Genomic DNA, 24,504 nt, shown 5'->3' on the forward strand with positions numbered 1-24,504 from the left:
AATGCCGCCCTCCGGTAAAATTCATTAGAGCAGGAAAAATCCCTGACTCAACGGATCCTGCTCCTGATAAACAAACTGATGAAAGCCCGTAATCCACGCTGAACCGGATATTTCGGGGATGACTGCTGCCATACCACCCACGGTCGTTTCTTCCAATACTTTTGCCTGGAACAAGGAGCCTACGATGCTCTCATGCACGAACTCCTCCCCTTTTTGCAGCTCCCCCTTGGCGTGAAGCACGGCAACTTTCGCAGAAGTTCCCGTGCCGCATGGAGAGCGATCAATGCCGCCAGGGGGTACGACAACCGTATTCCGACAGTTGGCGGACGGCGAGACCGGATCACTGTAAAACTCAATATGGGTGAGTCCGCGAATGACGGAAATTTCGGGATGTACCACCTCGATTTCGCGATTGATTGCCTCCCGGATCTTGATCGCCAGCTCCACGATCTCCGACCCCCGTCCGGGAACAAGTGGCAGATGAAGCGGGCGCGCGTCAACAAGCCCGTAAAAATTGCCGCCATACGCAATATCAACGGAAATGACGCCAATGCCCTCAACGTGAACCCGTACATCAGGCTGGTATAAAAAAGAAGCGATGTTTGTGAACGAAACCTTCTTCACCTTCCCGCTCTCCACCGTAAGCTTGGCTTTAACCAAACCTGCTGGCGTATCCAAATGGATTACGTCTTTATTCTCAGGGTAAATTCCCCCCTCGATCAGTGCGGTGCACAGGCCGATCGTGTCGTGTCCGCACATCGGCAAATATCCACCGCTTTCAATAAAGACAACCCCGATGTCTGCACTTTTATTGCACGGCGGGGTCAAAATGCAGCCTGACATCACTTCATGCCCCCGCGGTTCCAGCATTAGAGCCCGGCGAAAATGGTCGTAATGTTCGGACATGTACACCATCTTCTCGGCCATTGTGCGGCCGATCAGCTCGGGTGCTCCGCTTGTCACGGTCCGGGTGGGGTTCCCCCCCGTGTGCGTGTCGATTGTGCTCACCAGCTTGGATATTCTCAAAAGATTACCTCCTGTCGGCCCGCCTCGTAGCGGAAACGGTCATAACGCAGCGGATCAACCGGAATACAGGTCTCCGCTCCGTTCAGCATTTCGCTAATGACTTTTCCCGTAACGGCGGCCAGGCTGATGCCATCACCTTCGTGTCCGGCCGCGATGTAGAACCCGGGAATTTCATCAACGGCAGATACAATCGGCAGATGATCCGGTGTCCAGGGACGCAATCCCGCGTAGGTTCGAAGCAGCGGAATCTGTTCCAGGGCAGGGAAAAAGCGAATTGCCCTTTCGGCGATAAGCCGGATGACCTCCTGGTCCACGCGAGCGTCCATCCCTACAAATTGGCGGCTCGATCCAATCAGAAAATTTTGCGATGCGGTCGGTTCGAATACAAGCGCGATCCCGTATTGTTCAAATTTCGGGTCCACGCTCCGCTTTCCGCCAAACTTGCTGATCAGGTAACCAAATTCCATCACCTTCCGCTTCCCGATGCTCTCTGAGCGGGAAGCGACCAGAATATGACCTTTGCGGGGTTCGATCGGAATATCCAGCCCGACCATTTGTCCAATATGCTTCGACCATACCCCGGCAGCATTGATGACGGTCTGTGCATGAATCGTGCCGCCGGTGGTCTCTACCCCGCGGATTCTCCGCTGAGCATCAAGCATAATCGCCGTAACGGATGTATGAACCCGCAGCCTGGCTCCATACCGGCGAGCGGCGGATGCCAGCGAATAGGCGAGCAGCACCGGATTTACCGTGGAATCCGTTGCGCACTCTAAGCCGCCGAGCAGATCTTCGGCCAGTGCTGGCCATTCGCTGCGCAGATCTTTTTGGTCGAGCATGCGGAACGGAAGGCCGGCCTCCCTCTGGCGTAAAACCCAGTTTTCGGCGGCAAGCATCTCCTCTTCCGTCTCGCAGACAAGGATGCTTCCGGGGGCGCGATACTCAAATTCCTCATCGAGCTCCCGGGCCCATTCCGCCACCAGTTCCTGCGATTTTAAGGACATCTGGCTGTCAAAGCCGGGATCCTTGTCAATCGCAAGAATATTGCCGTCGCATTTGGAAGAGGTCCCTCCGGCGAGTTCTCCCCGCTCCACCACAACCACATCCATACCTTGCCTCGCGGCATAATAAGCGATGGACATGCCGATAATCCCGCCGCCGATAACAACAACCTCCGCAGATTCAGCATTCATGAATCGATCCCTTGCCTCCCCTCTTACAGCACAATCAGTTCTTTATTGGATGTTGTCAGCACCTCGATGCCCGTATCGGTAACCAGAATGTTGTCTTCGATGCGGACGCCCCCAAAATCAGGCAGGTAAATGCCGGGTTCAACCGTCATAATCATGCCGGGCTCCAGCTTATCCTCTGTTTGTTGGGAAAACCGCATGGGCTCGTGAATCTCCAAACCGAAGGCGTGGCCGAGACCATGACCGAAATAATTCCCATACCCGCGGCCGGAAATATATTCCCTGGCCAACGAGTCACCCTCCTTCCCGGTCATTCCCGGTTTCAGCCCCTCCAGGACGGATTGGTTCGCTTCCAGCACGATCCGGTAAATCTCCCGATGGCGTTCGGTCGGTTTGCCGATAAAAACCGTGCGCGTCAAATCGGAACAGTATCCTTCGTAATTCGCGCCAAAATCCATGGTCACGAATTCATCCATTCCAAGTGGCTTGTCGCTGGCTAATCCGTGCGGAAGTGCCGAGCGCGCGCCGGAAGCGACGATGATCGGATACGCCGACGACACCGCGCCGTTTTTGCGCATGAAATATTCCAGCTCCGCCGCCACCTCCCTTTCGGTAACGCCAGGCTTCATTACACCCAGAATAAACGCAAAGGCCTTTTCCGTAATTTCGATTGCTTTCCGAATGCAGTGCTGCTCCCCCTCATCCTTAATGCCTCGCAGCTTTTCGATGACGTCCCCAATTGGCGTTAGTTCGATGCCGGCAAACGTGCGCTCGTACGTTTCATAGTCGGCAAAGGGAACATGATGTTTTTCAAATCCCATTTTCTTGACGCCGGCGGCGCTCAGTTTTTCGCGGATCAGCTCAAGCGGCTGGCCCCCATGCTGCACCACTTCAAATTCCTTGGCTTGCTGCCCCGCTTGGCTGACATAACGAAAATCGGTCACTAGCCACGCTTGATCTTGAGTAATTACAGCCCAACCGGCAGTTCCCGTAAAGCCGGTAACATATCTCCGGTTAAACGGACTGGAAATCAACAGTGCATCCATTTCCTGCTGCTCGATCACTTCCCTTACCTTGCTGAGTCGCTGAGCTTCCATATTTTTTACGCTCCCTCCGTATTGTGACAAAGCCGAAATTGCTGCCTTTACAGCATGTTACGAAACTGAATTGAATTATATTCAATAATGTTGAATTATGGCTATGCCTACGCCCGAGTTACCCTTTCATTCCGGTCAACGTAATCCCTTCGATAAAATAACGCTGGCCTATGAAAAAAACCACGATGACCGGTAAAATGACCACGGTCGAGGCCGCCATCAGAAGGTGCCACTGCGCACTGTGAAGCGACTGGAACATCTGCAGGCCTAATGCCAGCGTGAACTTTCTCTCCTCATTCAAGTACACCAGCGGTCCCATGAAGTCGTTCCAGGAATTCATAAAGGAAAACAATCCAATCACGATGAGTGGCGGTTTGGACAAAGGAATGATGATCCGGGTGAAAATGGTCCACGGGCCTGCCCCATCCACATATGCGGCTTCATCCATGTCTTTCGGTATGGTGGAATAAAACTGCCGGAGCAAAAAGATATCGAAGGCAGAGCCCAACCATACCGGCAGAATCAGCGGAAAATACGTATTGATCAGATCGGCAAACCTCCAGCCGATAAAAGTGGGAATCAAGGTGACGGCGCTGGGAAGCATCATGCTGGCCAGCAGCAAGCCGAAGAAGAGCCGCCTTCCCGGCCATTCCAGTCTGGCGTAGCTGTAGGCTCCAATCGAGCTGCTAAAGAGTGCGCCAAACAGACAGCTGACGGTAATGAACAAGGTGTTGCGGAAAAACTGGAAAAAGTCGATGGTGGTCAGTGCCTCCACATAGTTTTGCAGCCGAAACGGCGAAGGAATCCACTTCGGAGGCATCTCAAAAATTTGCAGCGAATTCATCATCGAACTGCGTAGCAGCCAAAACAGCGGGAGTAAACAGAAGGCAGCTCCCCCAATGAGTAACAAATACACGATAATTTGCTGAATACGGCGGCTTTTCTTCACAGGGAGCTACACCTCGCTTTCATAGAATACCCAGGACTTCGATGTGCGGAAGAATATAACCGTAACCAAAAGGATGATGATAAAAAGAATCCACGCAATGGCGGAGGCTTGCCCCATTTCGCCAAACTGAAAGGCCTGCCGGTAAATATAGTAGTTATAAAACAGACTGGCGTTATTGGGACCTCCCTGCGTCATAATCAGCGCCTCAGTAAACACCTGAAAGGCTCCGATTGACCCCATGATCAAATTAAAGAAGATAATTGGCGTCATCATCGGAATCGTAATATGCTGGAATTTCCGGAGGGCGCCGGCACCATCCACAGTGGCCGCCTCATACAAGGATCGTGGCACCCCTTGCAAGCCCGCCAGGAAGATGATGATCGTGCTCCCCATCCCCCAAAGACTCATCAGCACAATCGAAGGCACCACCGTTTGTTCGGAATACAGCCAGTTGAGCGTGGGCAGATTCAACGCTTCAAGAAAGCTGTTGAACAATCCCAGATCGGGGCTGAACAACCAGAGCCAGATCATGGAAGAAGCGACAGCAGGCACAATAGACGGCAAGTAAAAGATCGTGCGAAAGACGGATTTGCCGCGAATGAATTGCATGTTCAGCAAAAACGCAGCCATAAAAGAGAACACAAGGCCCAGCGGAACACGGAGAATCACGTATTTCAAGGTGACCCATAACGAGTTGTAGAAATAGGGGTCCGTTCCGTCAAAGAGCCGAATATAATTGGCGAGTCCGATAAATTTAGGCGTGTTGACAATCCGGTAATCCGTAAAGCTGAGCAGCAAACTGGCAAGCATCGGCAGCATGACAAACAACATCAGTCCCAAAATGCTGGGTAGGGCAAACAGAATGCCCGCCATTGCGATTCGGCGTTTATGTTGAATATGAATCCCCCCTATCTTCAATGAATATCCTTCAAGTCATGAACAGAACGCGGTTTGCTGCTGCCCCCGGAAAAGGATCACCTTCCGTAATATCCCTCAATAAGCGGCAGTACTTTGGGCTCCACGCCTTTTAGTGCCTCTTCCGCTTTTTGTTTGCCCGTCCACACCAAATCGAGTGCGGGCGTGACGAGCGCGTTGATCTTGTCCAGATTCTTCACTTCAAAGCCGGGAGTGCGGAATCCGTTTTCAATGGTTTGTTTCATAAAGGCTTCCGTGTAGCCTTCCGGATGCGCTTTGTTCCCTGCTGCCCATTTGTTGATCAACTCTGGATTCGTGTACCACTCTTTCTTCAGCGGCATCCATAATCCGCCCTCGATCAGCGGCAGCACCGATTCAGGGTCCGTCATATATTTGTACAGCAGCCAAGCTTCTTCAGGATGTTTGGTTGATTTGAAAATGACCGTTGGCGCGCCGTCCAGCAGCGTGTTGCTTTCCTTCAGCTTTGGCAGGACCCCGACGCCAAGATTAAAATCCTGTTCCGCAAAGGCTTGAAGCGCCCAGTTGCCGGATACCGTCATGGCGACTTTTTTGGTCTGAAGCGCCGTGTCAGGCATGTTTTTGGTCTGCAGCGGAGTAGGGGAAACATGATGCACATACATCAGATCTGCAAGCTTTTGAATCGCTTCGATCGCTTCCGGCCGGGCAAGCCCGAAGCCTGTGCCGTCTTCGGTCAGGAAGTTGCCACCATTGGAGACTACCGCCGCCATCATGTTATACGGATCGTACTGAAGGCCAAACTGTCTGATTTTATCCGGGTTAAAATTCGGATCCAACGCATTTCTTCCTTGATCGTCCAGCGTTAATTTTTTGGCGTACTCCACAAACGTGTCCCAATCCCATGCTTTGTTCGCATCCGTTGGAGGCAGCTCGACCCCAGCTTCCAGCAGCAAATCCTTGTTGTACATAAGACCATAACCTTCGACGGCGGTACTCATCGCGATGATGTTGCCAGGTTCGATTTCATACCATATCTGGTCCAGATAATCTTCCTTTTTAAAATCAGGGTCGTTCTCCATAAACGGTGTGAGGTTTAGCAGTTTCCCGTCACGTCCCCAGCTCAGAGCGGCCCCCGATGACAAATAACCGAGATCCGGCGCAACGTTCCCTGCGACCATCGTTGTCATTTTGGTCAAATAATCCGCTGGAACATGCATCGGCTCTACCTGAATGCCGGTTTCCTGCTCAAAGCGCTCAAGTGCTTCTGTAACCGTTTTCTTTTCAATGGTGTCTCCCCAGAAGGAAAATTTAAGCGTGACCGGCTCCTTTTGGCCGTTTTTGCCACCTTGGGCTTCGGGACCTCCTTCGCTGTCCGAGCATCCCGTCAGCAACAAGCTGATCGTCAGAACAGACGATAAAACCACTCCTGCGACACGTTTGGCTTTGTTCATCTACGAAACCTCCATTCATTGGCTGATGGTTTGTATATTTATTGTAAAAAAAAGCCGTTCCGAATAAAATTCCAACATATTTGTATTGGTGGATTATTTTCACACGTTTGATACAGGAAGGTTGATTGTTACCGTTGTGCCCTGTCCTTCAACTGAAGTCAGAGTGACGCCATAGCCGTCTCCATAGATGAGTTTGATTCTTTTGTCCACATTCCGGATACCGATCGACTCGCCTTCAAGTTTTGCAAGCTCTTCTAATTTGTCTGGAGCGATACCCGTGCCGTTATCCTCCACCGTAAAAAAACGCTCACCGTCGGCCATCCATCCCCGGATGGTGATCCTTCCCCCGCTGTGCAAACGGGAAAATGCGTGAACGATCGCGTTTTCGATAAACGGTTGCAGGAACAGCTTGGGAACTTGGTATGCATACAGTTCAGGGGCAAGGCAATAGTTGACGGTAAACCGATCTTCGAAACGCTGATTGGTAATGTAAATATAATGTTTCAGCCAGTTCAGGTCCTGGGCCAAATCGCCGATGTCCTGGCTGTTCTCGGAGGTGTACTGCAACATGGAGGACAAGCTGACAATCATGCGGCTCAACTCTTTTTGGTCGTTTTCAAGCGCCGTCCAATTCATGATATTCAGCGTGTTGTACATAAAGTGGGGATTCAATTGAATGTTCAGCGACATGATCTTTGTTTCTTTTTCCCGCAGCTTGACTTTGTAATTCTCTTCAATCAAATTGTTGATTTTGACATTCATTTGATTAAATTTGTGGATTAACAGCCCCATTTCGTTGTAGGATTCCACGGGTATTCGCGTGTCGAATTCACCTTCGCTCGTTTTTTTGATTGCCTGGAGCAGCTGATGAATGGGCCTGGTAATGGAATTGGCAAAAACATACGCGAGCAGGAGCGAAATAAACAGGAGAATAATGGCCAAATAGAAGGTATAAGATTTGATCTCTGGCAAAAAAGCCGCCACCATCGCTTCTGGCGAGATGGTGACACCCGAGATCCATCCCGTCACCTTAGACGTATCAAAACAAACGATGAGCGGCTTTCCATCCTGCATCACCGTCAAGGTGCCACTTTTCATCTCCGTCATTTCATCCAGCCAAGCGAGATCGATGCCTGCCATTTCATGCTCCATGGACGTGCCCGCCACAGGCTGTCCGTCCGGGCTGACCACAAAAAAAGAAGCTCCGGCGGAAGGGAGCGTGTCGGCGAAGCGGGAATGATAGATTTCCGGCCGATAAACAACGGCCAGCACGGGAAGCTCGGCCTTGCCCTGCAGTTCGACGACTTCGCCGTTATTGATATTGAACAGCTTCAGCAAGCGGGCACCCGCCAGCAGGCGAACATATTCAGGAGGCTTGGAGCGTCGAATATCCTGCTTAAACATCTGATCAAACGAGAAGGTCGGCACCCACTCCATAGCCCCTTCCCCCTGTAAAGCAGCCCGGTACAATGCTGTTTGGTTGAAATTACTATACGGAATAAATGCGGAGGCGCCCGTTGGGCCAATATTGGAATAACTGGTAATGAGATGTATGGAATATATCTGCCCCAAGTCCGTAAAATACGTGTTTAACGTCCGGCTAACCTTTTTCTCCATCGAGATCATACTGTATTCATCTGCAGGGTTTGCATGCAGATACTGCTCATACAACGTTTGATCCCCGATGATGGCCAGGCTGCTTTCTTCCACCTGCGCGAGCTCGGCGTCCATGATTTCATTATTTTGCTTTACGATGGAATACAGATTTTTCCTGGAAAATTCGGAGACAAATTCCCGGCTTGAATGAAAATACATCCAGCTCAGGATGCTGAGAGGGAGCGAAACGATGAGTGCATAGGTCAGGAAAAGCTTGAACCTGTAGCTGAGATCCTTAAAACGCGGCAATAGACAACGTCCTCTCAAATGACATCCCTTCCTTTTAGAGAGTAGCGGATAAATGGCGATATTCTTCGGGGCTGGTGCCAAACTCCTTGCGAAACAGACGAATGAAGTACTTTGCGTCCTTATATCCTACGCTCTCGGCAATTTGGTAAACCTTCTGGGAGGTCTGCAGCAGCAGGCCAGCAGCCGCCTTCATTCTGGTATGGGCGATGTACTGATGGACGGTCATGTGGGAATGCGTTTTGAACAACATGCAAAAATACGAGGGATTAAAATGAAATTTCGTTGCCAGCGTGCTCAATGACAAATCGCCATCGCCATAGTGCGTATCAATATAGGCTTTGCAGCTGTCGATAATGGACTCGGCTTTGCACTGCCGCCGTTGATCCAGACGATCCGTCAGCTCGAAGATCCACTCCCGGGCCGCCTCTTTTAGTTCATCAACGGTATGACAGTGAAGCAAAGCTTCCTCATAGGCAGTGCTATGTAAGGGCGCAAGCCCTTTTTCCATTAAAAGGGAGATGACTTGATCGATCGAGGCGGCGAGAAAGTATTTCAATTTTTCCGGCTCGGGAAAGCCGTTCCCGGAATCCTGGCAAACAGCCGAATCCAGACAGGCTTCAATTTCCGGCTTATTTCCGGACAGGACCGCTCGGGTCAGCCCGTTTACTTCAAGCTTCACGACGGCAGGCCGATCTCCATTATTCATCTGCTCGGCTCCATACAGCGCCCCTCCGCCTTTATAAAACCTGGCTTTGAGCGCATGGCACGCCTGCTGGTAAGCTTGCCTAGCTTCTTGCCATTCGGCAAAATAACGTCCAAGGCCAAGCGTTAATTCCGCCCCGTATGCCCGTAGGAAGTGTTGAATGACCTCTCGCATCTTGTTTTCAAAGCCGGCAGTCACCATGGAGGAAGACTCGGAGTTCATAATCAAGGCGGTGAGCATTTGTTCCTTCATGCAAAAAGCGCAGGAGAATCCGGATTTCTCCATCATCTTGAGCAGGCGGTCTTGGAGGCTGCTGAGCAGAAATTGATGGTCCTTCGCCATGCCAAAAACAGCGGTCAGAACGATCCCTTGCTTAAATTCCGGGAATGCGCTCTCCAATAATCGATAATCTTGATTGGATGGACATCCTTCCAACAGTTCGGAAAGTGCGGATTCTATGCATGCAAGACGCGCAGTGCTGGCTTTACGCTCCGCTTTTGCAAGCAGCGGCAGGATGTTCTGTTCTTCCACCGGCTTTAGCAAATAATCGCTGGCGCCTAACTGGAGCGCACGCTGGGCATAAACAAAATCCGAATAAGCACTCAGTATGACAACGCTTTCATTTCCACCGCGGCGGGTCAATTGTTCCATTAATTCCAGGCCGTCCATAACCGGCATCTGAATGTCCGTGAACACCAGATCCATCGGATGAACATTCAAATTTTGCAAAGCCTCCTCCCCATCTCTGGCATGAAAAATGTTATACTCCGGTTTCAGAGCGTTCAGCATTCGGGACAGTCCTCTTCTGTGCTTCGGTTCGTCATCCACAACCAAAATGTTTAACATATTTCATCCCCTCTCCTAACCATTCGTGTCGGAGCAGAATACCGACAAATACTTGACTTCATCGGTCACCAGCATGTATTTATGGTTTTCCACCGAATCGAAATACAAGCTGTCACCGGCATTTAAAGTGTACTCTTCCTTCCCTACGTAATAAATCATTGTGCCTTCGAGGACATAAATAAATTCCTGCCCGACATGGGAAATCGTTCTTTTGCCCGTTTTGCCTTTCTGTGCAACAAAGTAAAACGGCTGCATCAGTTTTTCCGGCCGTTCGGCCGCTATGGCGGAAAACAGATACCCTCGATCCGTCTGGACCATTTTTTCCATGCTCCTGGCTTTTGGCGTGTACACCGTTCCGTTAAAATCGTTATCGTCCAGCAAAATGGAAATTTTGGTTCCAAGCGTTTCGGCAATCTTGATCAGCGTACCGATGGGAGGAACCGTCTTCCCGTTTTCGATTTTGGACAACAAGCTTTTGGTAAATCCGCAAACCTTTGCGATGTCATCTTGACTACGGTTTTGTTCCTTTCGAAGCTTTCGGATTTTGCTTCCCAGTTCCATTCCATTGATCTCCTAACTAAGCGTCATTCAACATAGTTTAATCATATGAAACAACATCAAATCCAAATTGTCAATAAATTTTAACAAACAGACCTAGACAACTTAACATAGCTGTGATATCAATTATGTCGAAATCTTGGGTTGCTCAAAGGCTGCATTCACAGCTAGGCGTATGATCGAGCCCGAGAGTGTGTTTGGGCAAATGAAGAACAATCGCGGGTTTCGAAGTTCTTGCTTCGCGGCTTGCAAAAAGTAAGCTTGGAGGTCGGGTGGCTTGGCCTTGCCCACAATCTACTCAAGAAAGCCACGATCACGGAAAAACGCAAACGAGACGAAACAGAATAGACCTCTGCTTCGTCCCGTTTGAACATATCAATGTTATTGCTCCCAATCGATATGTTTTTTAGAGCTTTTGAGCCCCCCCTTTAATTTTCTATCTATGACAATGATTTTCACACCGTGTTGGAGCGTCACTTAATTCACTCTACTTCTTGAAATCCGCCTGCTGCTGTTCATAGATTTCATAGAAATCGTCCCAGACAAGTACATTGTCCTTTTCCTTGCTCCACCATTCTTTGTACCACGCTTCGATCTCCGGGCCACCACCCTGCTCCCACTTTTGCTCCCCTTCAGCAGCAGCCTGCTCAACCGTATACTTACTGCCGCTAATAATGGAACGTGTGAAAATATCATTAATGGCTGTTGTCACATTGGTAAGCTTCACCTGAAGCTCTTTGGGCAGCTGCGGCATATGTTCCGAATGGGTAACGCCTTCTCCCACTGGCAGATCGTTCATGTATACTTCCCGTGCTTCTTTGAAGAGACGAAGTCCTTCCTTCTGGGACGGGATTTCCTCACTGAACAGCATTTCGGTGTAACCGCATTTGCCTTCCTCCAGGCGGCTGTACAGCATCGCGTAATCTCCAGCCCAGCTTATTTCCTGTTTGTACTTTTCCTGGTCAGATATACGCGGGCAGCCCTGTTCGTTCAACGTATAATGAGTGCCTTCGAACCCGTTCTTGACCGTTCGGCCTGTCTCTGTTTTGGTTAGAAAATCGATATATTGAATGACGGCTTCCGGATTTTTGGCACGGGCATTCACAACCGCCGTCATCTGTACCGGGTTATTCCATACCATCGTATATTGACCCACCGATGTGGAAGGCAGGGCAATGACCTTCAGCTTGGCATCAGGCACATTCTGCATGAGTGTATCCAGTTCCTTGGCCGCAAATCCGGTGTAATCAGCCGTCATTGCGGCATACATGCCAATTTTCCCGTTCAGGAAATCCTGCTTGGACTTGGCTCCATCTTTGTCAGTCAGAAAATCCTTGTCTACTACCCCCGCCTCAAACAATGCCCGCTTAAACGCCGTCATTTCCTTCATGTGATTGGGGCCGACCACGATCTCCCCGTCCTCCACATTCACCCAGTTGGCATTGTACATGTAGCGGAATAATCCCGCAGTGTCCCCAAACTGCAAACCTCCGATTCCATACGTATCATCAGCACCGTTCCCATCCGGGTCATTCTCTGTGAATGCCTTGGCGACCGCCAGCATCTCTGCTTCGTTCGTCGGCACCTCCAGGTTCAGCTTTTCCAGCCAATCTTCACGGATGAAGAAACTGGTCAGCGGAAATACCTCATTCATTCGGCCCACTTCATATAACTTGCCATCGCTCTTGATCCCAGCCTTCTTTAACTGCGGATACTTTTCCATCAGCGCTTTATAATCCACACTGGAGTTCTCGATCAGTTCATCCAGCGGCATCAGTTGTTTTTGATTAAATAACGTATTCCGAATAGGCGTTCCAAATTCAAAAATAACGTCCGGTGCACTGCCTGAAGCAAACAGCACGTTTAATTTGGATTGGGATTCCCATCGAGGAACCGCCGTATATTTCACGTTGGCCGGGCCGTTCTCATTGATCCACTTGGACCACATGTTATCCTCAATCGTGCCCATGCCGCTTGGTACGGCGCCCCGATCATAGATCGTCGACGTTATGTTGCCGCGCGCACCTTCCCCTTCAGCCTGCTCACTTCCACTTTCTCCCGAACATCCCCCCAGTATTCCGCCGATCAAGCCCAGAACAAGACCGGACTTCATCCATGCCTTGATGGATATCGCCATAAGATCAGACCCTCTTTCTTATATAATGTGAAATGAAATAAGCGAATGGCTTGCAGCCTGCACTACCCTTTGATGGAGCCCAGCATGACACCTTTAACAAAGTACTTTTGCAAGAACGGATAAACTGCCAAAATGGGAATGACCATCACGATTACGGCCGCTGCCCGAATGCCTTCTGGCGTCAGATTTGAAATCATCGTCGGATCGGTAAAATCCTGCACGTTCAGATTGGACATAATCATATTTTGGACCAATACAGTCATGTTGTACTTGGAGGTATCGTTGATGTAAATCATCACACTCATGAATGAATTCCAGTACCCTACACCATAGAACAGAGCAATGGTCGCCAGCAACGGTTTGGACAAAGGAAGCACGATCCGAAATAACAAACCGAGCTCTCCGCATCCATCGATGCGTGCAGCTTCGTCCACTTCCCCTGGCAGATTTTCAAAATACGATCTCATAATCAGCATGTTATACGTACTTACCAGACCTGGCAGCCAAAGTGCACCATAACTGTTCACCAGTCCAAGGTTCTGCACCACCAGATAAGTCGGAATCAATCCGCCGTTAAAAATCATCGTGAATACCATCGCCATCGTAAAAAACCTGCGGTGGTAAAAGTGCCTGCGCGACAGCGGATACGCCGCCATAATCGTAACAGCCATACTGAGCCCTGTGCCGATTAATGTGATCTCCACACTGTTCCAGAACGCATTCAGGATCGGCGTCCCGGTCAATAGACTATGATAGGAAAACCAGGTGAAGTCGACTGGCCATAGCCCTACTTTACCGGATACCACAGCTCTTGCATCGCTCAATGACAGAGCCACAATATTCAGGAGAGGCAGGATACAGCTGATGGCGACCAATGTTAACAACACATAATTGATCATATAAAAGACTTGTTCTCCTCGTGTTTTTCTCACTCTGTTCCGCCTCCCTTACCACAAACCTTCATTAAATCGACGTGCAATATAGTTGGCACAATAGATGAGAATAAAAGCGACCAGCGATTCGAATAATCCCATCGCCGTCGTCAGGCTGAACTGTGCTCCCTGAAGACCTGTGCGATAAATATACGTACTGATGACATCGGCAACCTCGTTCACGTTAGAGTTCTGCAGCATATACACTTGGTCAAATCCAACTTCCATCACTCGCCCCATCGACAGAATAAGCAGCAAAATAATGGTGGAGCGAATGCCCGGAAGGGTTACGTGCCAGATCTGTCGAAGTTTGCTCGCCCCATCCATCTGTGCAGCTTCGTACTGGCTTGGATCGATGGTCGTTAGTGCCGCCAGAAAAATAATCGCGTTAAAGCCCATGTCCTTCCAGATACCTGACCCGACAAACACGGCGATCCAGGAGCCTTTGTTGTACATGAATGGATACGGCTCTCCCGTCCAGGCTTCCACCCATCGGTTCACGATTCCGTTCTCCAGTGAAAATACGGTCATGATCATCATCGCGATGATGACCCAGGAGAAGAAGTGCGGCATGTACACCACGGTCTGCACGGTCCGCTTAAACGCCATGTTTCTCACTTCATTCAGCATGATCGCCAGAATAATCGGAATGGGAAAACCTACGATGATGCTCAACAGACTGAGGAAGAGGGTATTACGGATAATCTCCACCGTACGCGGATCGCTGAATAGGGTATGAAAATGATCCAAGCCCACCCATGGACTGTTCCAGAGTCCGTCATAGAAGTTGTAATCCTTGAAGGCGATGACCAGCCCTCCGATCGGCGCATAACGAAAGGTAAGATAAAACAGTATCACCGGCAGAAACATCAAAATTAACGGAATATTGGTTTTGAAACGGCGAAGCCGCTGCTGCCGAATTCTCTGCCTTACTTCATTGTCAGGCGGTTCCAGCCCTGGCGGCCTCACGGCCAGTTCTCCCTTCATGTTCACCACTCCTCTCTGCTGCTGATGTCTATAGTTGTATTTTAGATAAAAATGTAAGCGTAAACATTTGATATTCAACGATCCTTTTTTAAATTTCTACGCAAAATAACCCCACATCGTGGGGCTGTGATGATAGCGAGCATGGTGTTAGGACCATCTTGGTCATGGTTGGCTTAGACAAAAGATGACTGATTCCATCCACATCTATCCGTTGCTCTCAAGGCTCGGCTGCTTGCGAAATTCACGGGGCGAAAGCCCGGTGATCTGTTTGAACACAGTTGTAAAATAACTGGAGTTATCGAACCCGGTCTGTTCGGCAATGTCCGCCATGCTCTGCCGGGTGCTGCGCAGCAGCAGCTTCGCTTTCTCCACTCTCCGCTTGCTGACGTACTGGCTGAAACCATGACCGATTTCTTTTTTGAACAGGTGACTGAGATAGTTGGGGGTCACATGAACATGTGCGGCTGCGGCCTGGAGCGTGCAGTTGATAGAATAGTTCATCTCGATATACTGAAGGACCCGTGGGACCACATGATCCTGCTGTTCTTGCATAAGTCGCACCAACATACCAAGCCATTCTTTACTTTTGCAGCGTGCCCAAGCCATCACTTCTTGAACCGTATGAATCCATAACAACGGATCAGAGCCGAACTCGTCAGCCCCCGCAGATTCCTGTATACGCAACTGCTGTACAAGCAGATCGGTCATCACCTTCATGAGCATCTGAATCTCGGCTTTGCATTCGGGCAAAGGCATCCGTGAAGCTTTGCTGAACAGCTCTTCAATCCGCGCTTCCATCTGTGGGACTTGATGATTCAACAATAGCGAGTCCAGTTCCTCTCGCAACCTCTCCAAACGATCTGCCTGACTGTAATGCTCCCTAATCCGGTTATCGGATTGTCGCTGGCGGTATCGCTCATGCGCTTTGCGCAGAACACGACAGGCTTCATCGAGAGAAAAGGGCTTCAGCAGAAACTCCATGGCGCCATAACGGATGGCGCGCTGCGCATACTCAAACTCCCGATAGCCGGTCAAAATGATGATCATAATGTCCTGACCGCTATCATGGATCTGTTCCGCCAGATCCAAGCCGTCCATCACCGGCATATTGATATCCGTTATGATCAGATCCGGTGTACAGCTGCCCACGGCCTGTAGCGCTTCTTCGCCGTCGGCCGCTTCTCCAACCACTTCCCAACCGAGCGGATTGTTGCGAACCAGATGGATCAATCCCTGCCGAAACATCGCTTCATCATCAACTACGAGCATTCTTCCATTCAATGGATGTATTCTCCTCTCAGCATGTTATCTGTTCACGTCTAGCAACCTATTCCACCTGATAGGGCAAACGAAGCCGCACCAGCGTTCCCACTTCAGCTGTGGATTCGATCTGCACACCATAAGACTCGCCATGAATCAGTTCGATTCGTCGGAGTACACTTCGCATGCCAATGTGTTGACGCTCCTCATCAGCGTGCGCCAAAGGTGCCAAAATACGATCCACCATGGATGGGTCCATCCCGCATCCGTTATCGGCTATCTCCAGGATAAGCATGTCCGATTCTGCATCATTTCCCGCGTACCGGAAGCCGCGAATCTCAAGACGACGATTGTCTCTTTTGTCCGCAAAGGCATGAACAAACACATTCTCCACAATGGGTTGCAGCAGCAGCCGAATCACCTGGCAACGGAGCAGTTCAGAAGGAACAGAAATCTCGATCGATAAGGCCTCCTGATACCGGGCCTGCTGAATCTGCAGGTAATGGTCAATCTGGGTCATCTCATCCTGCAGGGTAGTCAACCGCTGGACTGGCTCCAGTGTATATTGCAGCATCTCGGACAAGGCCGTAACCAGACGCGCCGACTTCTCATCTCCAAGCATATAGAACTTCCAGAAAAACATGCTTAATGTGTTATACAGAAAATGTGGATTCAACTGGGCCTGTATAGCCTTAAGCTCAGCTTGCTTTTCACTTAACTCGCGCTCATACACTTCATGTATCAACGTATCGATCCGTGATGCCATGGCGTTGAATCGTTCTCCGATGAAACCCAGCTCATCCTGTGTCTGAATCGGAACGCGTGTATCAAATCGTCCGTCGCGCACTCTTTTCATTGCGTTCACCAGACTGGCCAAAGGACGCAACAGCCTGCGGCTGATGATGGTAATAATGATCCACGAACATAGAACCGTGGCTGCCGCAGAAAATACAGCAACCTTTACGATAATCTTGCCCTTATGTTGAATCTGTGCCAAGGATACTTTGCTGATCAACGTGAACTTGGCTTTGTCCGACGTTTGTTTTGTATACAAATGAGCGGTTCCCTGCTCGTCCCTAATCTCGGTTGCCCCCATGCTTAGTTGTGTAAGCGGTGGTGGGTCCGCATCTTGATTATGAAATGCATATACCAGTTTCCCATCTGCATCCAACAAATACGCGGCAATATCTTCATTAAGACGCAGGTCCTTGAGATAGGATTCAAACAGAGAGGTATTAAAGAGGATTAACATGACTCCATACGTCTCCAAATCAACAGAGCGCATTAAACGTCCGGCCAGAATCCAGTTCGATTTTTCCTCCTGAAGGAAAGCATCTGCATCCAGACGGTTCCATACATATTCCCCTCCCGTCCCTTCCAGCTTATGGACCATCTCAGCCAAATATGAAGGGTCCATCTGTTGGAACGATCCGGCAAACGTGCCGAGATTAAATATGTTCCCCTTAAGATCATAGATTCGAATTCCCATAATCTCCGGTGCATCGAGACGAACCTGATACAACTGATCATCCAGTTCATCTTCCAGCTTCATCTGATCATAGGAGGAAATGCCCGCAGCCTGCGCCTTAATTGCATTTTTCACGGAGGGATTTAGCGTAATGTAGTCCGTCACTTTATACATGTCGTGCACCCTGGAATCGAGTCTTGCAAGCACCTGTTCTGCGGTAAGACTATACTGGCGACTCACTTCTTCATTAAACAGCGAAATATGTATGCGATATGTGATTAAACCCGTGATGCCTGATATCAATACAGTCGCCACCGACAGAAACAAAATCAGTTTCGTTCTGAATTTAAAGCGTTTACATAAATGGACCCACCTCATTGCTATTGCACCTCACTCTTGTCCGTGCCTCTTCTTCTTCAAAAAGATATCATACCGCCATCTAAAAAAACAGAAAAAACCTTGCCCGCATCTATGGTGGCCAAAGTTCCTCCTCTTCTTCCAGAGTAGCATCTACAATCGATGTAACTCCTTCCTCAGATGTTGCCGGCGCTCTGCCACGTAAGCTCGAATCCTCTCCGGCTCACCGTAAAAAACGTTCATGTCCCACTTCATGTAAGGGTCTTTCTCCACCTCTTCACGGATCTCATTATGAAGGCGGTAAACAAGTGGCATAATCCTCTTCTCAGTAAATGCATTCATTAGATGCTGTTGCATCAGCTTCTTGTATTGTTGGCGGAAAATGCGGAATGCCAGTAATCGTCCGGTAAGCTTGTTATAGCCCAGAATTCGAACGAGATTGGGGTCAACTTTCGTTCCATAACAGTTTCTTCCCCAGGTACCCTCATAATCCCATGGCAGAATGCCGTACTTACGACTTTTGTTTTTCTCATACCACGTATAATTCTGATGAAATCCATCGAAGTTCCCTGTCAGAACAGCTCCGCTTAGCCAGCGTAAATAATTGTCCGTATCCATCCGTGACTGCAAAAAGCGAAATAACTCCTGTCCGGACTTCGTGTTCAGCTGTTGTATAAAGTTACGAAGCTTCGTGCGATCCACATCCTTGCCGCGAATCAGAGTATACCCGGATAATAGATCTCTCCCTTTGTCAGAAGAGTCCGGATCAATTGCAAAACCTGCACGGTCATTCACCGCATAGAAAATGCTGCGAACGGGTATCCTTCTTTGGCGAAAAAAGAACGATTTTACACCTTCGATCCGCAAGTATACGCCCAGAAGTTGCCCGTTTAAGTAAAGTACGCAGTGCCGCGTAGAAGGCGCGGGTACACGGATCGACTCGAAAAAACGAAAAGAGAGCGCATTACGCAGCAGCGAAGGGTCATCGTACTCGGCATTAAAATGGAACGTCCGGCTGGAAGTCCGAATCTCAAATGACTTTTTGACATAGCCACGTGTGTGTCCTCCCCGGTATCGAATCCGGATTGGGAGCTGTTTGCCGTCCATCTGCATCGTGCCGTTCACAAAAGTATCTGACCATATATTCGATGTTAGCTGCTGATATTCATTCGCAGACACATTGATGTGGTAGACAGGTAGGGCCATTTCCATCCGCCTTTCGATGACCTGTGAGATTTGCCCGTAGGCTGTTACATCATCCTATGCAGGAGCACAGCAGGCCGTAAGGGCGGATGCACAGTCCTATATATAACACATCAACTTCACATGGCAGAATGCGGAGTAACCGCGTTATTAATCTATAAATATACATTCAATTTCATAGATAATAGCCAAAATGATATAGAAATGGTTGTCTGGCTAGTCCCCCTTAAAGGCATGTTACATATGATTAAACTACAGACAGACACGAATGACGAATGGAAGGGATCATCATAACATCCACCATTTCTGTCCATCTGAACTTATATCATGGAAGGGGTACAACACAATGTCTACGAATGGTCAAGGCATGAGAGGTTTGTTGGGAAGAGAAATCAAGGTTAACCGGGGAGGACCTGATTCAGTACAGGGCACTCTTTTGGACGTACGTTGGGACTATATGGCGTTGAGCTGCAAGGAAGGAATCGTCTATATCAATGAATCCCATGTCAAAAGCATAACAGACACAGGTCGTTCCGGTGGGAACAGAACTCAAATGGGTAACCCTATTCCCTCCAATACGTTTCTGGGGGTTATGCAGGCACTTCGCTTTCGCCAAGTGCAGATCAACCGGGGAGGTCCGGAAAAAGTCGAAGGCATCCTGGCCGATGCCAACCAGAACCAATTAATCATAACCATGAAAAATCAGGAGATCGTTCGTATTCCGCTGCAACATGTGAAATCTGTATCCCTCGTACGCGGCAGCAGCAATAACAATAGTAACAACACGAGCCAAGGAAACCAGACTCAGAACAATCAATCTCGCGGCAACCGTTCCCAAGGCAATCAAGCTGCTCAAGGCAACCAGAGTACTGGCAACCAAGCCCGGGGTAATCAATCTGGTGGAAACAAATCACGGGGCAATCAATCCCAAGGGAATAAATCAGGTGGAAACAAGTCGCGCGGTAATCAATCCCATGGAAATAAGTCAGGTGGGAACAAGTCGCACGGCAATCAATCCCATGGAAATAAGTCAGGTGGGAACAAGTCGCGCGGCAATCAAGGCAATCAATCCCGTGGCAACAAATCCGGCGGCAAAAAGAAATGTTAAAAAGAAATTGACAACGTAGGTTATCTACCAGTTAAAGGGGGGAATTATCATGTTGATCTTCGTTGCAGTGGCCTTGCTCAGTGTACCTTTATATTGGATCGTTATACCTGGAAGGCTCACACCGACCCGTGAACATCTGATTCAGGCTTCACAAGGACTTCTCCCCCTGGGAGGTGAATCACAGTAAATGCCTGACTATCAGTTGTGGTTAACCTTCGGGGTATTTATCATCACTGTCATTTTCCTGATGTGGCGGCCTGGCGGATTAAACGAATCCATCCCTACCTCGCTCGGCGCCCTTCTTCTTGTTTTGACTGGAGTGAGCAGTTACGCACATATTGTCGGCATCTTCGGGATTGTATCTGGTGCAGCCGTAACGATTCTCTCTACTATTGTAATGTCCATTATCCTTGATAGCATCGGTTTTTTTCGCTGGATTGCCCTGAATATGATTGAAAAAGCGAGAGGTTCCGGCTTTCGATTGTATTGGTTAATTCTACTACTTTGTTTTCTCATGACCATCTTCTTCAACAACGACGGCAGCATCCTGATCACAACACCGATTATTATTCGAATCTGTTCCATGCTTCGTCTGAAAATGCATCAGCAGCTGCCCTACCTGATCTCCGGTGCGCTCATTGCTACGGCCTCAAGTGCGCCAATTGGACTTAGTAATCTCGCGAATCTGATTGCCTTGCAGATGGTCGGCTTGAATCTTAACACCTATACCCAGATGATGTTTGTACCTTCCATGTTAGGTATTATCGTGATGACAGTGCTATTATTCTATTATTTCCGTAAAAATATCCCCAGGGTCATTCATTATTTCCCTGTCCCCCTGCAAACCCCATCCGGTTCGAGATATCATCCGCTGTTAGAGGCCGATAGGGAGTCAAGAACAACCGATAGCGATAGAAACGTAGACTGGTGGCTGTTCCGAGTCTGTATTGGGATTGTTGTATTTATTCGTGCAGGATATTTTCTCGCTGAGCAATTCGGTATCCGGATGGAAATTGTCGCGATCACAGGTGTTGTTCTCATGCTCGCTGTGCGTTGGTATCGCACACGGACTGGACTTAAAGATGTGGTAACGCAGACCCCCTGGCATATTCTGATCTTTGCCTTCAGCATTTATATTATTGTGGATAGTCTTCACCGGGCAGGAATGACCTCATGGATCATTCAATGGATGAAACCTATGGTAGAAGGGGGAAACGCTAGCCTAATTGCTATATCGGGGTTAATGCTTACCCTACTATCCAATCTATTCAATAACCTGCCTTCAGTCATGATCGGGACATTTGCTGTAACAGATCTTCAACTAAGTGATTCTCAGCTGCATCTGGCGTATCTTGCCAACATCCTGGGTAGCGACATTGGAGCGTTACTGACACCTATAGGGACACTGGCAACGCTGATCTGGATGTATATATTAAAGACCAACCATATTCGTGTCTCCTGGAAACAGTATATGAAAGTGACCTTCATTGTGATACCAATCAGTCTAATTGTCAGCCTAGTTTCACTATATATTTGGGCTTCTATTCTATACTGAGAGGAGGTATACTGTGAAATTCCCAACAATATGGCTCGGAAAGTCCATTGAATTGGAACTGTCCGGGTGTAAACTACCGATTCAGGGTGAAATTATTGATATGGGTCAGGATTTGATAGTGGTTTACGGAGATCAACGATTCATCTATGTACCCCTTCATCATCTTCAGTCGATGCATATTACCAAAGCGGATGATCCCAATTCCACTTCCAACTTACCTGCGCCTGATCCAGAGTTGGACCATAACAATATATCCTACCGCAAAATCCTAATGAATGCCCGTGGAAGATTCAGTGAAATTTCGATAGGCGGACGAACGTTGCATGGTTATATTACCAACATTATGAACGATTACTTCATATTCTTCTCACCATTTCATCGTTCAGTCTACGTCTCGATCAATCACCTCAAATATATTATTCCTTCTCCCACGAATAGCACGCCGTACTCTCTAAGTCAGCAGCATTTCCCTATGCAACCTGTGTCCATGCCACTATCCCGTACACTTGATCAGCAGCTTCAGAAAATGGTTGGCGAACTCGTCAGCATGAATCTGGGTGATAAGCCTTACCGTGCTGGATTGCTGAAGAGCGTGGACAACAATTTACTTGAACTGGTAGAGGCAGAAGGTAATACCTTAATAATGCATACCGATCATGTTCAAACCATTCATCTTCCTTGAATATTGATAATGAGAATTTACTAGAAAAGGTCCATCTGCTTGTCACAGATGGACCTTTCTTTATGTTGGAAGAATACTTGTGCAAGTCTACTATTGCAACGGTTTCCCTATTTTCCGTATGTCTGCTCCATGCGTTCTTCTTCATTCGTAGACAGCAAAATGTTCAGGAGCCCCATTGCGTTATTTGCGTCTGTTCGAGCCGTCTTGTACATCTCTGCAAATGCCACCTCGTCTTGAGAAGGGTCTATTGCAGCCAGCCTGCCCCACGAATCCCGCGCTTTGTCGTAGAGTTGGCTTAATGTGATGTCATATGGATGCTGCGCCACAGGTGCCATGGATTCAAATTTGGCTGTTACTTCAAAGAAGTTCATGGAATCCTGAAATGATTTACTGCTGTAATCCTTATTATTCATTGCATCTTCGGTGATGAGCAGACCTTCACGAGAGATAAACAACGTTTTGACCATGGCACGCTCCAGATTAGTTGCTTCTTCCCATGGTACATAGGAGACGTCTGGCGCCTGAACAGTTGTGAAAAACGGAAAGGCATCATCGATCAAACGCTGTGAATCAGAGTGAATCGGAATGCCTGTGTTCATACCCACTACCGCATCACTGTAATTGGCAATATTAATATTTTTGGAGCCAGCTTCACTTACCCTGCGCACCGGATGATCATTAAGCGGGACACGGATATATCCAAGCTTGTCTGCATACTTCTGCTTCAATTCCTCCAGTGTAGAATCCAGACCAATCTTGCCTTTTTCACTTGCAGTGTCACTAACTCCCGTTGTCGAGGTCGTTTCCGCGGATCCCTTTTCGCTTGCTTCTGCTACCTTTGTTTCGGTTGCGGATGTGTCCGAAGTGCTGGTCGGTGTGACAGCCTCCTGGGCAGGTTGATTCGTCGTCGTATCCTTGGCACCACCGCCACATGCGGTTAGAACGACAGCCAAGCTGAAAATGGCTGTGATCATCTTGATTCTATGATTCCATCTCATCGTATACATGACCCTCTCTTTCAATCAGTGAATAGCTAATCCAACCATGCCCTTTCGGGTAACATAGATTTATCATGATGAAATCTGGTCTTTATTTTATCATAAGTTAAATACTGGGTGTATACGACAATATGCCTGCATCCGCATGTATTACTGCCTACCCTTTTCTTGCAAAAACAGAAACAAAAACACGGTTATCCATAGAAGGACAACCGTGTTGCTATGCATGCCTGTGCTCTTGATTTCATCCACACATCAGGTGATGGACCGAAATGAAGCGCACAATTTATTCAATTTCAATTCGTAGCACATGGATGATGCAGCAGGTTCTTATTATTTGATGCCTTTAGCCTTCTCCATATGGTCAGCCCGAATCTGGGAATCCGTGGAATTGACTGCGTTCAACAAATTGTAAATGGCCTGAGTATCCTTCTCTTTATACAACGTTTCGGGGACTTCAGCCTCAAGTCTTTCCGTTTTACGCAGAATGGTCTCCACCAATTCATGATCATAAATAATCAGTTCATCCGAATTGACATACCGCACAGCGGGATCAACGCTGATCCGGCAGCGATTGGTGAACGTCACCATGGAGATCAGCCGAACTCGTTTATAATCACCCAGATGGGCCTGAATGGCCTCTACATGCCCTCGGTGCTGCATCAGCGGGTTATACATCTTGATTCGACTGCTGCTGACGGTCCAGTTAGCCTCTCTTCGGCCGCCACGAATCTCACCTGTTGTCAGGTTCCGTGTCTCAATCACGAAGATTCCCCGCGGACCAATGACCACATGATCAATCGATGAATAACCCGAACGGGACTTGGGATTGGCAACAAGCAAATCGTTCAGCACTTTATATTCACCCGGGAGACCATGCAGCTGTTGGGCAATGCTTGGTTCCTCTGGCTGACGGGTCCAGTCTGCATCCGATTTTGATTTGCGCCGACTGCGGACCATGCGTGTGGGAATGGGGGCCGTTGACGATAAAGATGAAGGAGAAGCAGAAGCTGTTATCTGGTTCGCGAGCTCTGGCTGTGACTTGAACAGAGACAGGATTTTTTTGAACATGGGCAAGCTCCGTTCTATTGTAGTGTGGGTTTCGCACATCCATTATGTATACTTCTATTACTTATGTCGGATAAAGAGGGGCAAAAATAAAGGGAGGAGCACCAAAATTCCATGGTTCAACTATAGT

General features: G+C 48.6%; 21 protein-coding genes and 1 pseudogene. 5 read left to right on the top strand and 17 right to left on the bottom strand.

What is annotated here, in order from left to right:
* Positions 1 to 24: 24 nt before the first annotated feature.
* The 9 genes from PPA03S_RS06365 to PPA03S_RS06405 form a co-directional block, all read right to left on the bottom strand.
* Positions 25 to 1,026 carry a proline racemase family protein gene (locus tag PPA03S_RS06365; protein ID WP_062320983.1) on the bottom strand — a complete coding sequence of 334 codons (1,002 nt, stop codon included), beginning with the start codon at positions 1,024 to 1,026 and terminating at the stop codon, positions 25 to 27.
* On the bottom strand, positions 1,023 to 2,219 hold the full coding sequence (locus PPA03S_RS06370; RefSeq protein ID WP_062320985.1) for an NAD(P)/FAD-dependent oxidoreductase: 1,197 nt from the start codon (positions 2,217 to 2,219) through the stop codon (positions 1,023 to 1,025). Before PPA03S_RS06370 ends, PPA03S_RS06365 begins: the two co-directional genes overlap by 4 nt.
* 23 nt (positions 2,220 to 2,242) lie before the next feature.
* The gene (locus PPA03S_RS06375; RefSeq protein WP_082704025.1) at positions 2,243 to 3,313 is read right to left on the bottom strand and encodes a M24 family metallopeptidase; all 1,071 of its coding nucleotides are present in this window, start codon (positions 3,311 to 3,313) and stop codon (positions 2,243 to 2,245) included.
* Between the two features lie 118 nt (positions 3,314 to 3,431).
* Positions 3,432 to 4,262, bottom strand: a complete 831-nt coding sequence (locus tag PPA03S_RS06380) for a carbohydrate ABC transporter permease (protein ID WP_062320989.1) — start codon at positions 4,260 to 4,262, stop codon at positions 3,432 to 3,434.
* Positions 4,263 to 4,268: 6 nt separating this feature from the next.
* Positions 4,269 to 5,072 (bottom strand): carbohydrate ABC transporter permease, encoded by an 804-nt coding sequence (locus PPA03S_RS06385; RefSeq protein WP_082704040.1) that lies wholly within the window; start codon positions 5,070 to 5,072, stop codon positions 4,269 to 4,271.
* 164 nt (positions 5,073 to 5,236) lie between these two features.
* Entirely contained in the window at positions 5,237 to 6,607 is a 1,371-nt protein-coding gene (locus PPA03S_RS06390; protein WP_062320993.1) for an ABC transporter substrate-binding protein, read from the bottom strand.
* 99 nt (positions 6,608 to 6,706) lie between these two features.
* Positions 6,707 to 8,512 carry a cache domain-containing sensor histidine kinase gene (locus PPA03S_RS06395; RefSeq protein WP_062320995.1) on the bottom strand — a complete coding sequence of 602 codons (1,806 nt, stop codon included), beginning with the start codon at positions 8,510 to 8,512 and terminating at the stop codon, positions 6,707 to 6,709.
* Between the two features lie 34 nt (positions 8,513 to 8,546).
* Positions 8,547 to 10,061 carry a response regulator gene (locus PPA03S_RS06400; RefSeq protein ID WP_062320997.1) on the bottom strand — a complete coding sequence of 505 codons (1,515 nt, stop codon included), beginning with the start codon at positions 10,059 to 10,061 and terminating at the stop codon, positions 8,547 to 8,549.
* Positions 10,062 to 10,076: 15 nt separating this feature from the next.
* On the bottom strand, positions 10,077 to 10,622 hold the full coding sequence (locus tag PPA03S_RS06405) for a helix-turn-helix domain-containing protein (protein ID WP_062320999.1): 546 nt from the start codon (positions 10,620 to 10,622) through the stop codon (positions 10,077 to 10,079).
* A gap of 154 nt (positions 10,623 to 10,776) precedes the next feature.
* Between PPA03S_RS06405 and PPA03S_RS34485 the strand changes: the two are divergent.
* Positions 10,777 to 10,967 (top strand): annotated as a pseudogene (locus PPA03S_RS34485) (transposase); the annotation flags it as partial.
* A gap of 139 nt (positions 10,968 to 11,106) precedes the next feature.
* On the opposite strand, the gene PPA03S_RS06410 reads toward PPA03S_RS34485, so the two are convergent.
* The 6 genes from PPA03S_RS06410 to PPA03S_RS06435 form a co-directional block, all read right to left on the bottom strand.
* Positions 11,107 to 12,756, bottom strand: coding sequence for an extracellular solute-binding protein (locus tag PPA03S_RS06410; RefSeq protein ID WP_062321001.1), 1,650 nt, complete (start codon positions 12,754 to 12,756; stop codon positions 11,107 to 11,109).
* Between the two features lie 62 nt (positions 12,757 to 12,818).
* Positions 12,819 to 13,688 carry a carbohydrate ABC transporter permease gene (locus tag PPA03S_RS06415; RefSeq protein WP_062321002.1) on the bottom strand — a complete coding sequence of 290 codons (870 nt, stop codon included), beginning with the start codon at positions 13,686 to 13,688 and terminating at the stop codon, positions 12,819 to 12,821.
* A gap of 15 nt (positions 13,689 to 13,703) precedes the next feature.
* Positions 13,704 to 14,675 (bottom strand): ABC transporter permease, encoded by a 972-nt coding sequence (locus tag PPA03S_RS06420; protein WP_062321004.1) that lies wholly within the window; start codon positions 14,673 to 14,675, stop codon positions 13,704 to 13,706.
* A gap of 204 nt (positions 14,676 to 14,879) precedes the next feature.
* Positions 14,880 to 15,956, bottom strand: a complete 1,077-nt coding sequence (locus PPA03S_RS06425) for a response regulator transcription factor (RefSeq protein ID WP_062321006.1) — start codon at positions 15,954 to 15,956, stop codon at positions 14,880 to 14,882.
* Positions 15,957 to 16,002: 46 nt separating this feature from the next.
* On the bottom strand, positions 16,003 to 17,781 hold the full coding sequence (locus PPA03S_RS06430; protein WP_062321008.1) for a cache domain-containing sensor histidine kinase: 1,779 nt from the start codon (positions 17,779 to 17,781) through the stop codon (positions 16,003 to 16,005).
* A 132-nt stretch (positions 17,782 to 17,913) separates the two neighbouring features.
* A complete protein-coding gene (locus tag PPA03S_RS06435) occupies positions 17,914 to 18,939 on the bottom strand; it encodes a CotH kinase family protein (protein WP_245683531.1) in 1,026 nt (341 codons plus the stop codon).
* Between the two features lie 370 nt (positions 18,940 to 19,309).
* Between PPA03S_RS06435 and PPA03S_RS06440 the strand changes: the two genes are divergently transcribed.
* The 4 genes from PPA03S_RS06440 to PPA03S_RS06450 are packed head-to-tail and all read left to right on the top strand — an operon-like array spanning position 19,310 to position 22,308.
* Positions 19,310 to 20,071 (top strand): LSm family protein, encoded by a 762-nt coding sequence (locus PPA03S_RS06440; RefSeq protein WP_062321013.1) that lies wholly within the window; start codon positions 19,310 to 19,312, stop codon positions 20,069 to 20,071.
* A 49-nt stretch (positions 20,072 to 20,120) separates the two neighbouring features.
* The gene (locus tag PPA03S_RS32770) at positions 20,121 to 20,258 is read left to right on the top strand and encodes a hypothetical protein (RefSeq protein WP_157283977.1); all 138 of its coding nucleotides are present in this window, start codon (positions 20,121 to 20,123) and stop codon (positions 20,256 to 20,258) included.
* Positions 20,259 to 21,626, top strand: coding sequence for an arsenic transporter (locus PPA03S_RS06445; protein ID WP_062321014.1), 1,368 nt, complete (start codon positions 20,259 to 20,261; stop codon positions 21,624 to 21,626).
* Between the two features lie 13 nt (positions 21,627 to 21,639).
* Positions 21,640 to 22,308: a YwrJ family protein gene (locus PPA03S_RS06450; RefSeq protein ID WP_062321016.1), complete on the top strand. Its 669-nt coding sequence runs from the start codon at positions 21,640 to 21,642 to the stop codon at positions 22,306 to 22,308.
* 107 nt (positions 22,309 to 22,415) lie between these two features.
* Here the strand turns inward: PPA03S_RS06450 and PPA03S_RS06455 are convergent, their stop codons facing one another.
* On the bottom strand, positions 22,416 to 23,282 hold the full coding sequence (locus tag PPA03S_RS06455; protein WP_217998925.1) for a hypothetical protein: 867 nt from the start codon (positions 23,280 to 23,282) through the stop codon (positions 22,416 to 22,418).
* A 357-nt stretch (positions 23,283 to 23,639) separates the two neighbouring features.
* Positions 23,640 to 24,377 carry a nuclease-related domain-containing protein gene (locus PPA03S_RS06460; protein ID WP_062321020.1) on the bottom strand — a complete coding sequence of 246 codons (738 nt, stop codon included), beginning with the start codon at positions 24,375 to 24,377 and terminating at the stop codon, positions 23,640 to 23,642.
* Positions 24,378 to 24,504 lie beyond the last annotated feature (127 nt).

The organism is Paenibacillus pabuli NBRC 13638 (genome assembly GCF_001514495.1).
In the GTDB taxonomy this organism is placed as follows: domain Bacteria; phylum Bacillota; class Bacilli; order Paenibacillales; family Paenibacillaceae; genus Paenibacillus; species Paenibacillus pabuli.

Coding starts and splice junctions, on each gene's coding strand:
- PPA03S_RS06445 (WP_062321014.1), top strand. CDS start 20,259: ATGCCTGACTATCAGTTGTGGTTAACCTTCGGGGTATTTATCATCACT.
- PPA03S_RS06440 (WP_062321013.1), top strand. CDS start 19,310: ATGTCTACGAATGGTCAAGGCATGAGAGGTTTGTTGGGAAGAGAAATC.
- PPA03S_RS06370 (WP_062320985.1), bottom strand. CDS start 2,219: ATGAATGCTGAATCTGCGGAGGTTGTTGTTATCGGCGGCGGGATTATC.
- PPA03S_RS06430 (WP_062321008.1), bottom strand. CDS start 17,781: ATGAGGTGGGTCCATTTATGTAAACGCTTTAAATTCAGAACGAAACTG.
- PPA03S_RS06405 (WP_062320999.1), bottom strand. CDS start 10,622: ATGGAACTGGGAAGCAAAATCCGAAAGCTTCGAAAGGAACAAAACCGT.
- PPA03S_RS06410 (WP_062321001.1), bottom strand. CDS start 12,756: ATGGCGATATCCATCAAGGCATGGATGAAGTCCGGTCTTGTTCTGGGC.
- PPA03S_RS06385 (WP_082704040.1), bottom strand. CDS start 5,072: ATGCTTGCCAGTTTGCTGCTCAGCTTTACGGATTACCGGATTGTCAAC.
- PPA03S_RS06375 (WP_082704025.1), bottom strand. CDS start 3,313: ATGGAAGCTCAGCGACTCAGCAAGGTAAGGGAAGTGATCGAGCAGCAG.
- PPA03S_RS06460 (WP_062321020.1), bottom strand. CDS start 24,377: ATGTTCAAAAAAATCCTGTCTCTGTTCAAGTCACAGCCAGAGCTCGCG.
- PPA03S_RS06455 (WP_217998925.1), bottom strand. CDS start 23,282: ATGATCACAGCCATTTTCAGCTTGGCTGTCGTTCTAACCGCATGTGGC.
- PPA03S_RS06390 (WP_062320993.1), bottom strand. CDS start 6,607: ATGAACAAAGCCAAACGTGTCGCAGGAGTGGTTTTATCGTCTGTTCTG.
- PPA03S_RS06400 (WP_062320997.1), bottom strand. CDS start 10,061: ATGTTAAACATTTTGGTTGTGGATGACGAACCGAAGCACAGAAGAGGA.
- PPA03S_RS06420 (WP_062321004.1), bottom strand. CDS start 14,675: ATGAAGGGAGAACTGGCCGTGAGGCCGCCAGGGCTGGAACCGCCTGAC.
- PPA03S_RS32770 (WP_157283977.1), top strand. CDS start 20,121: ATGTTGATCTTCGTTGCAGTGGCCTTGCTCAGTGTACCTTTATATTGG.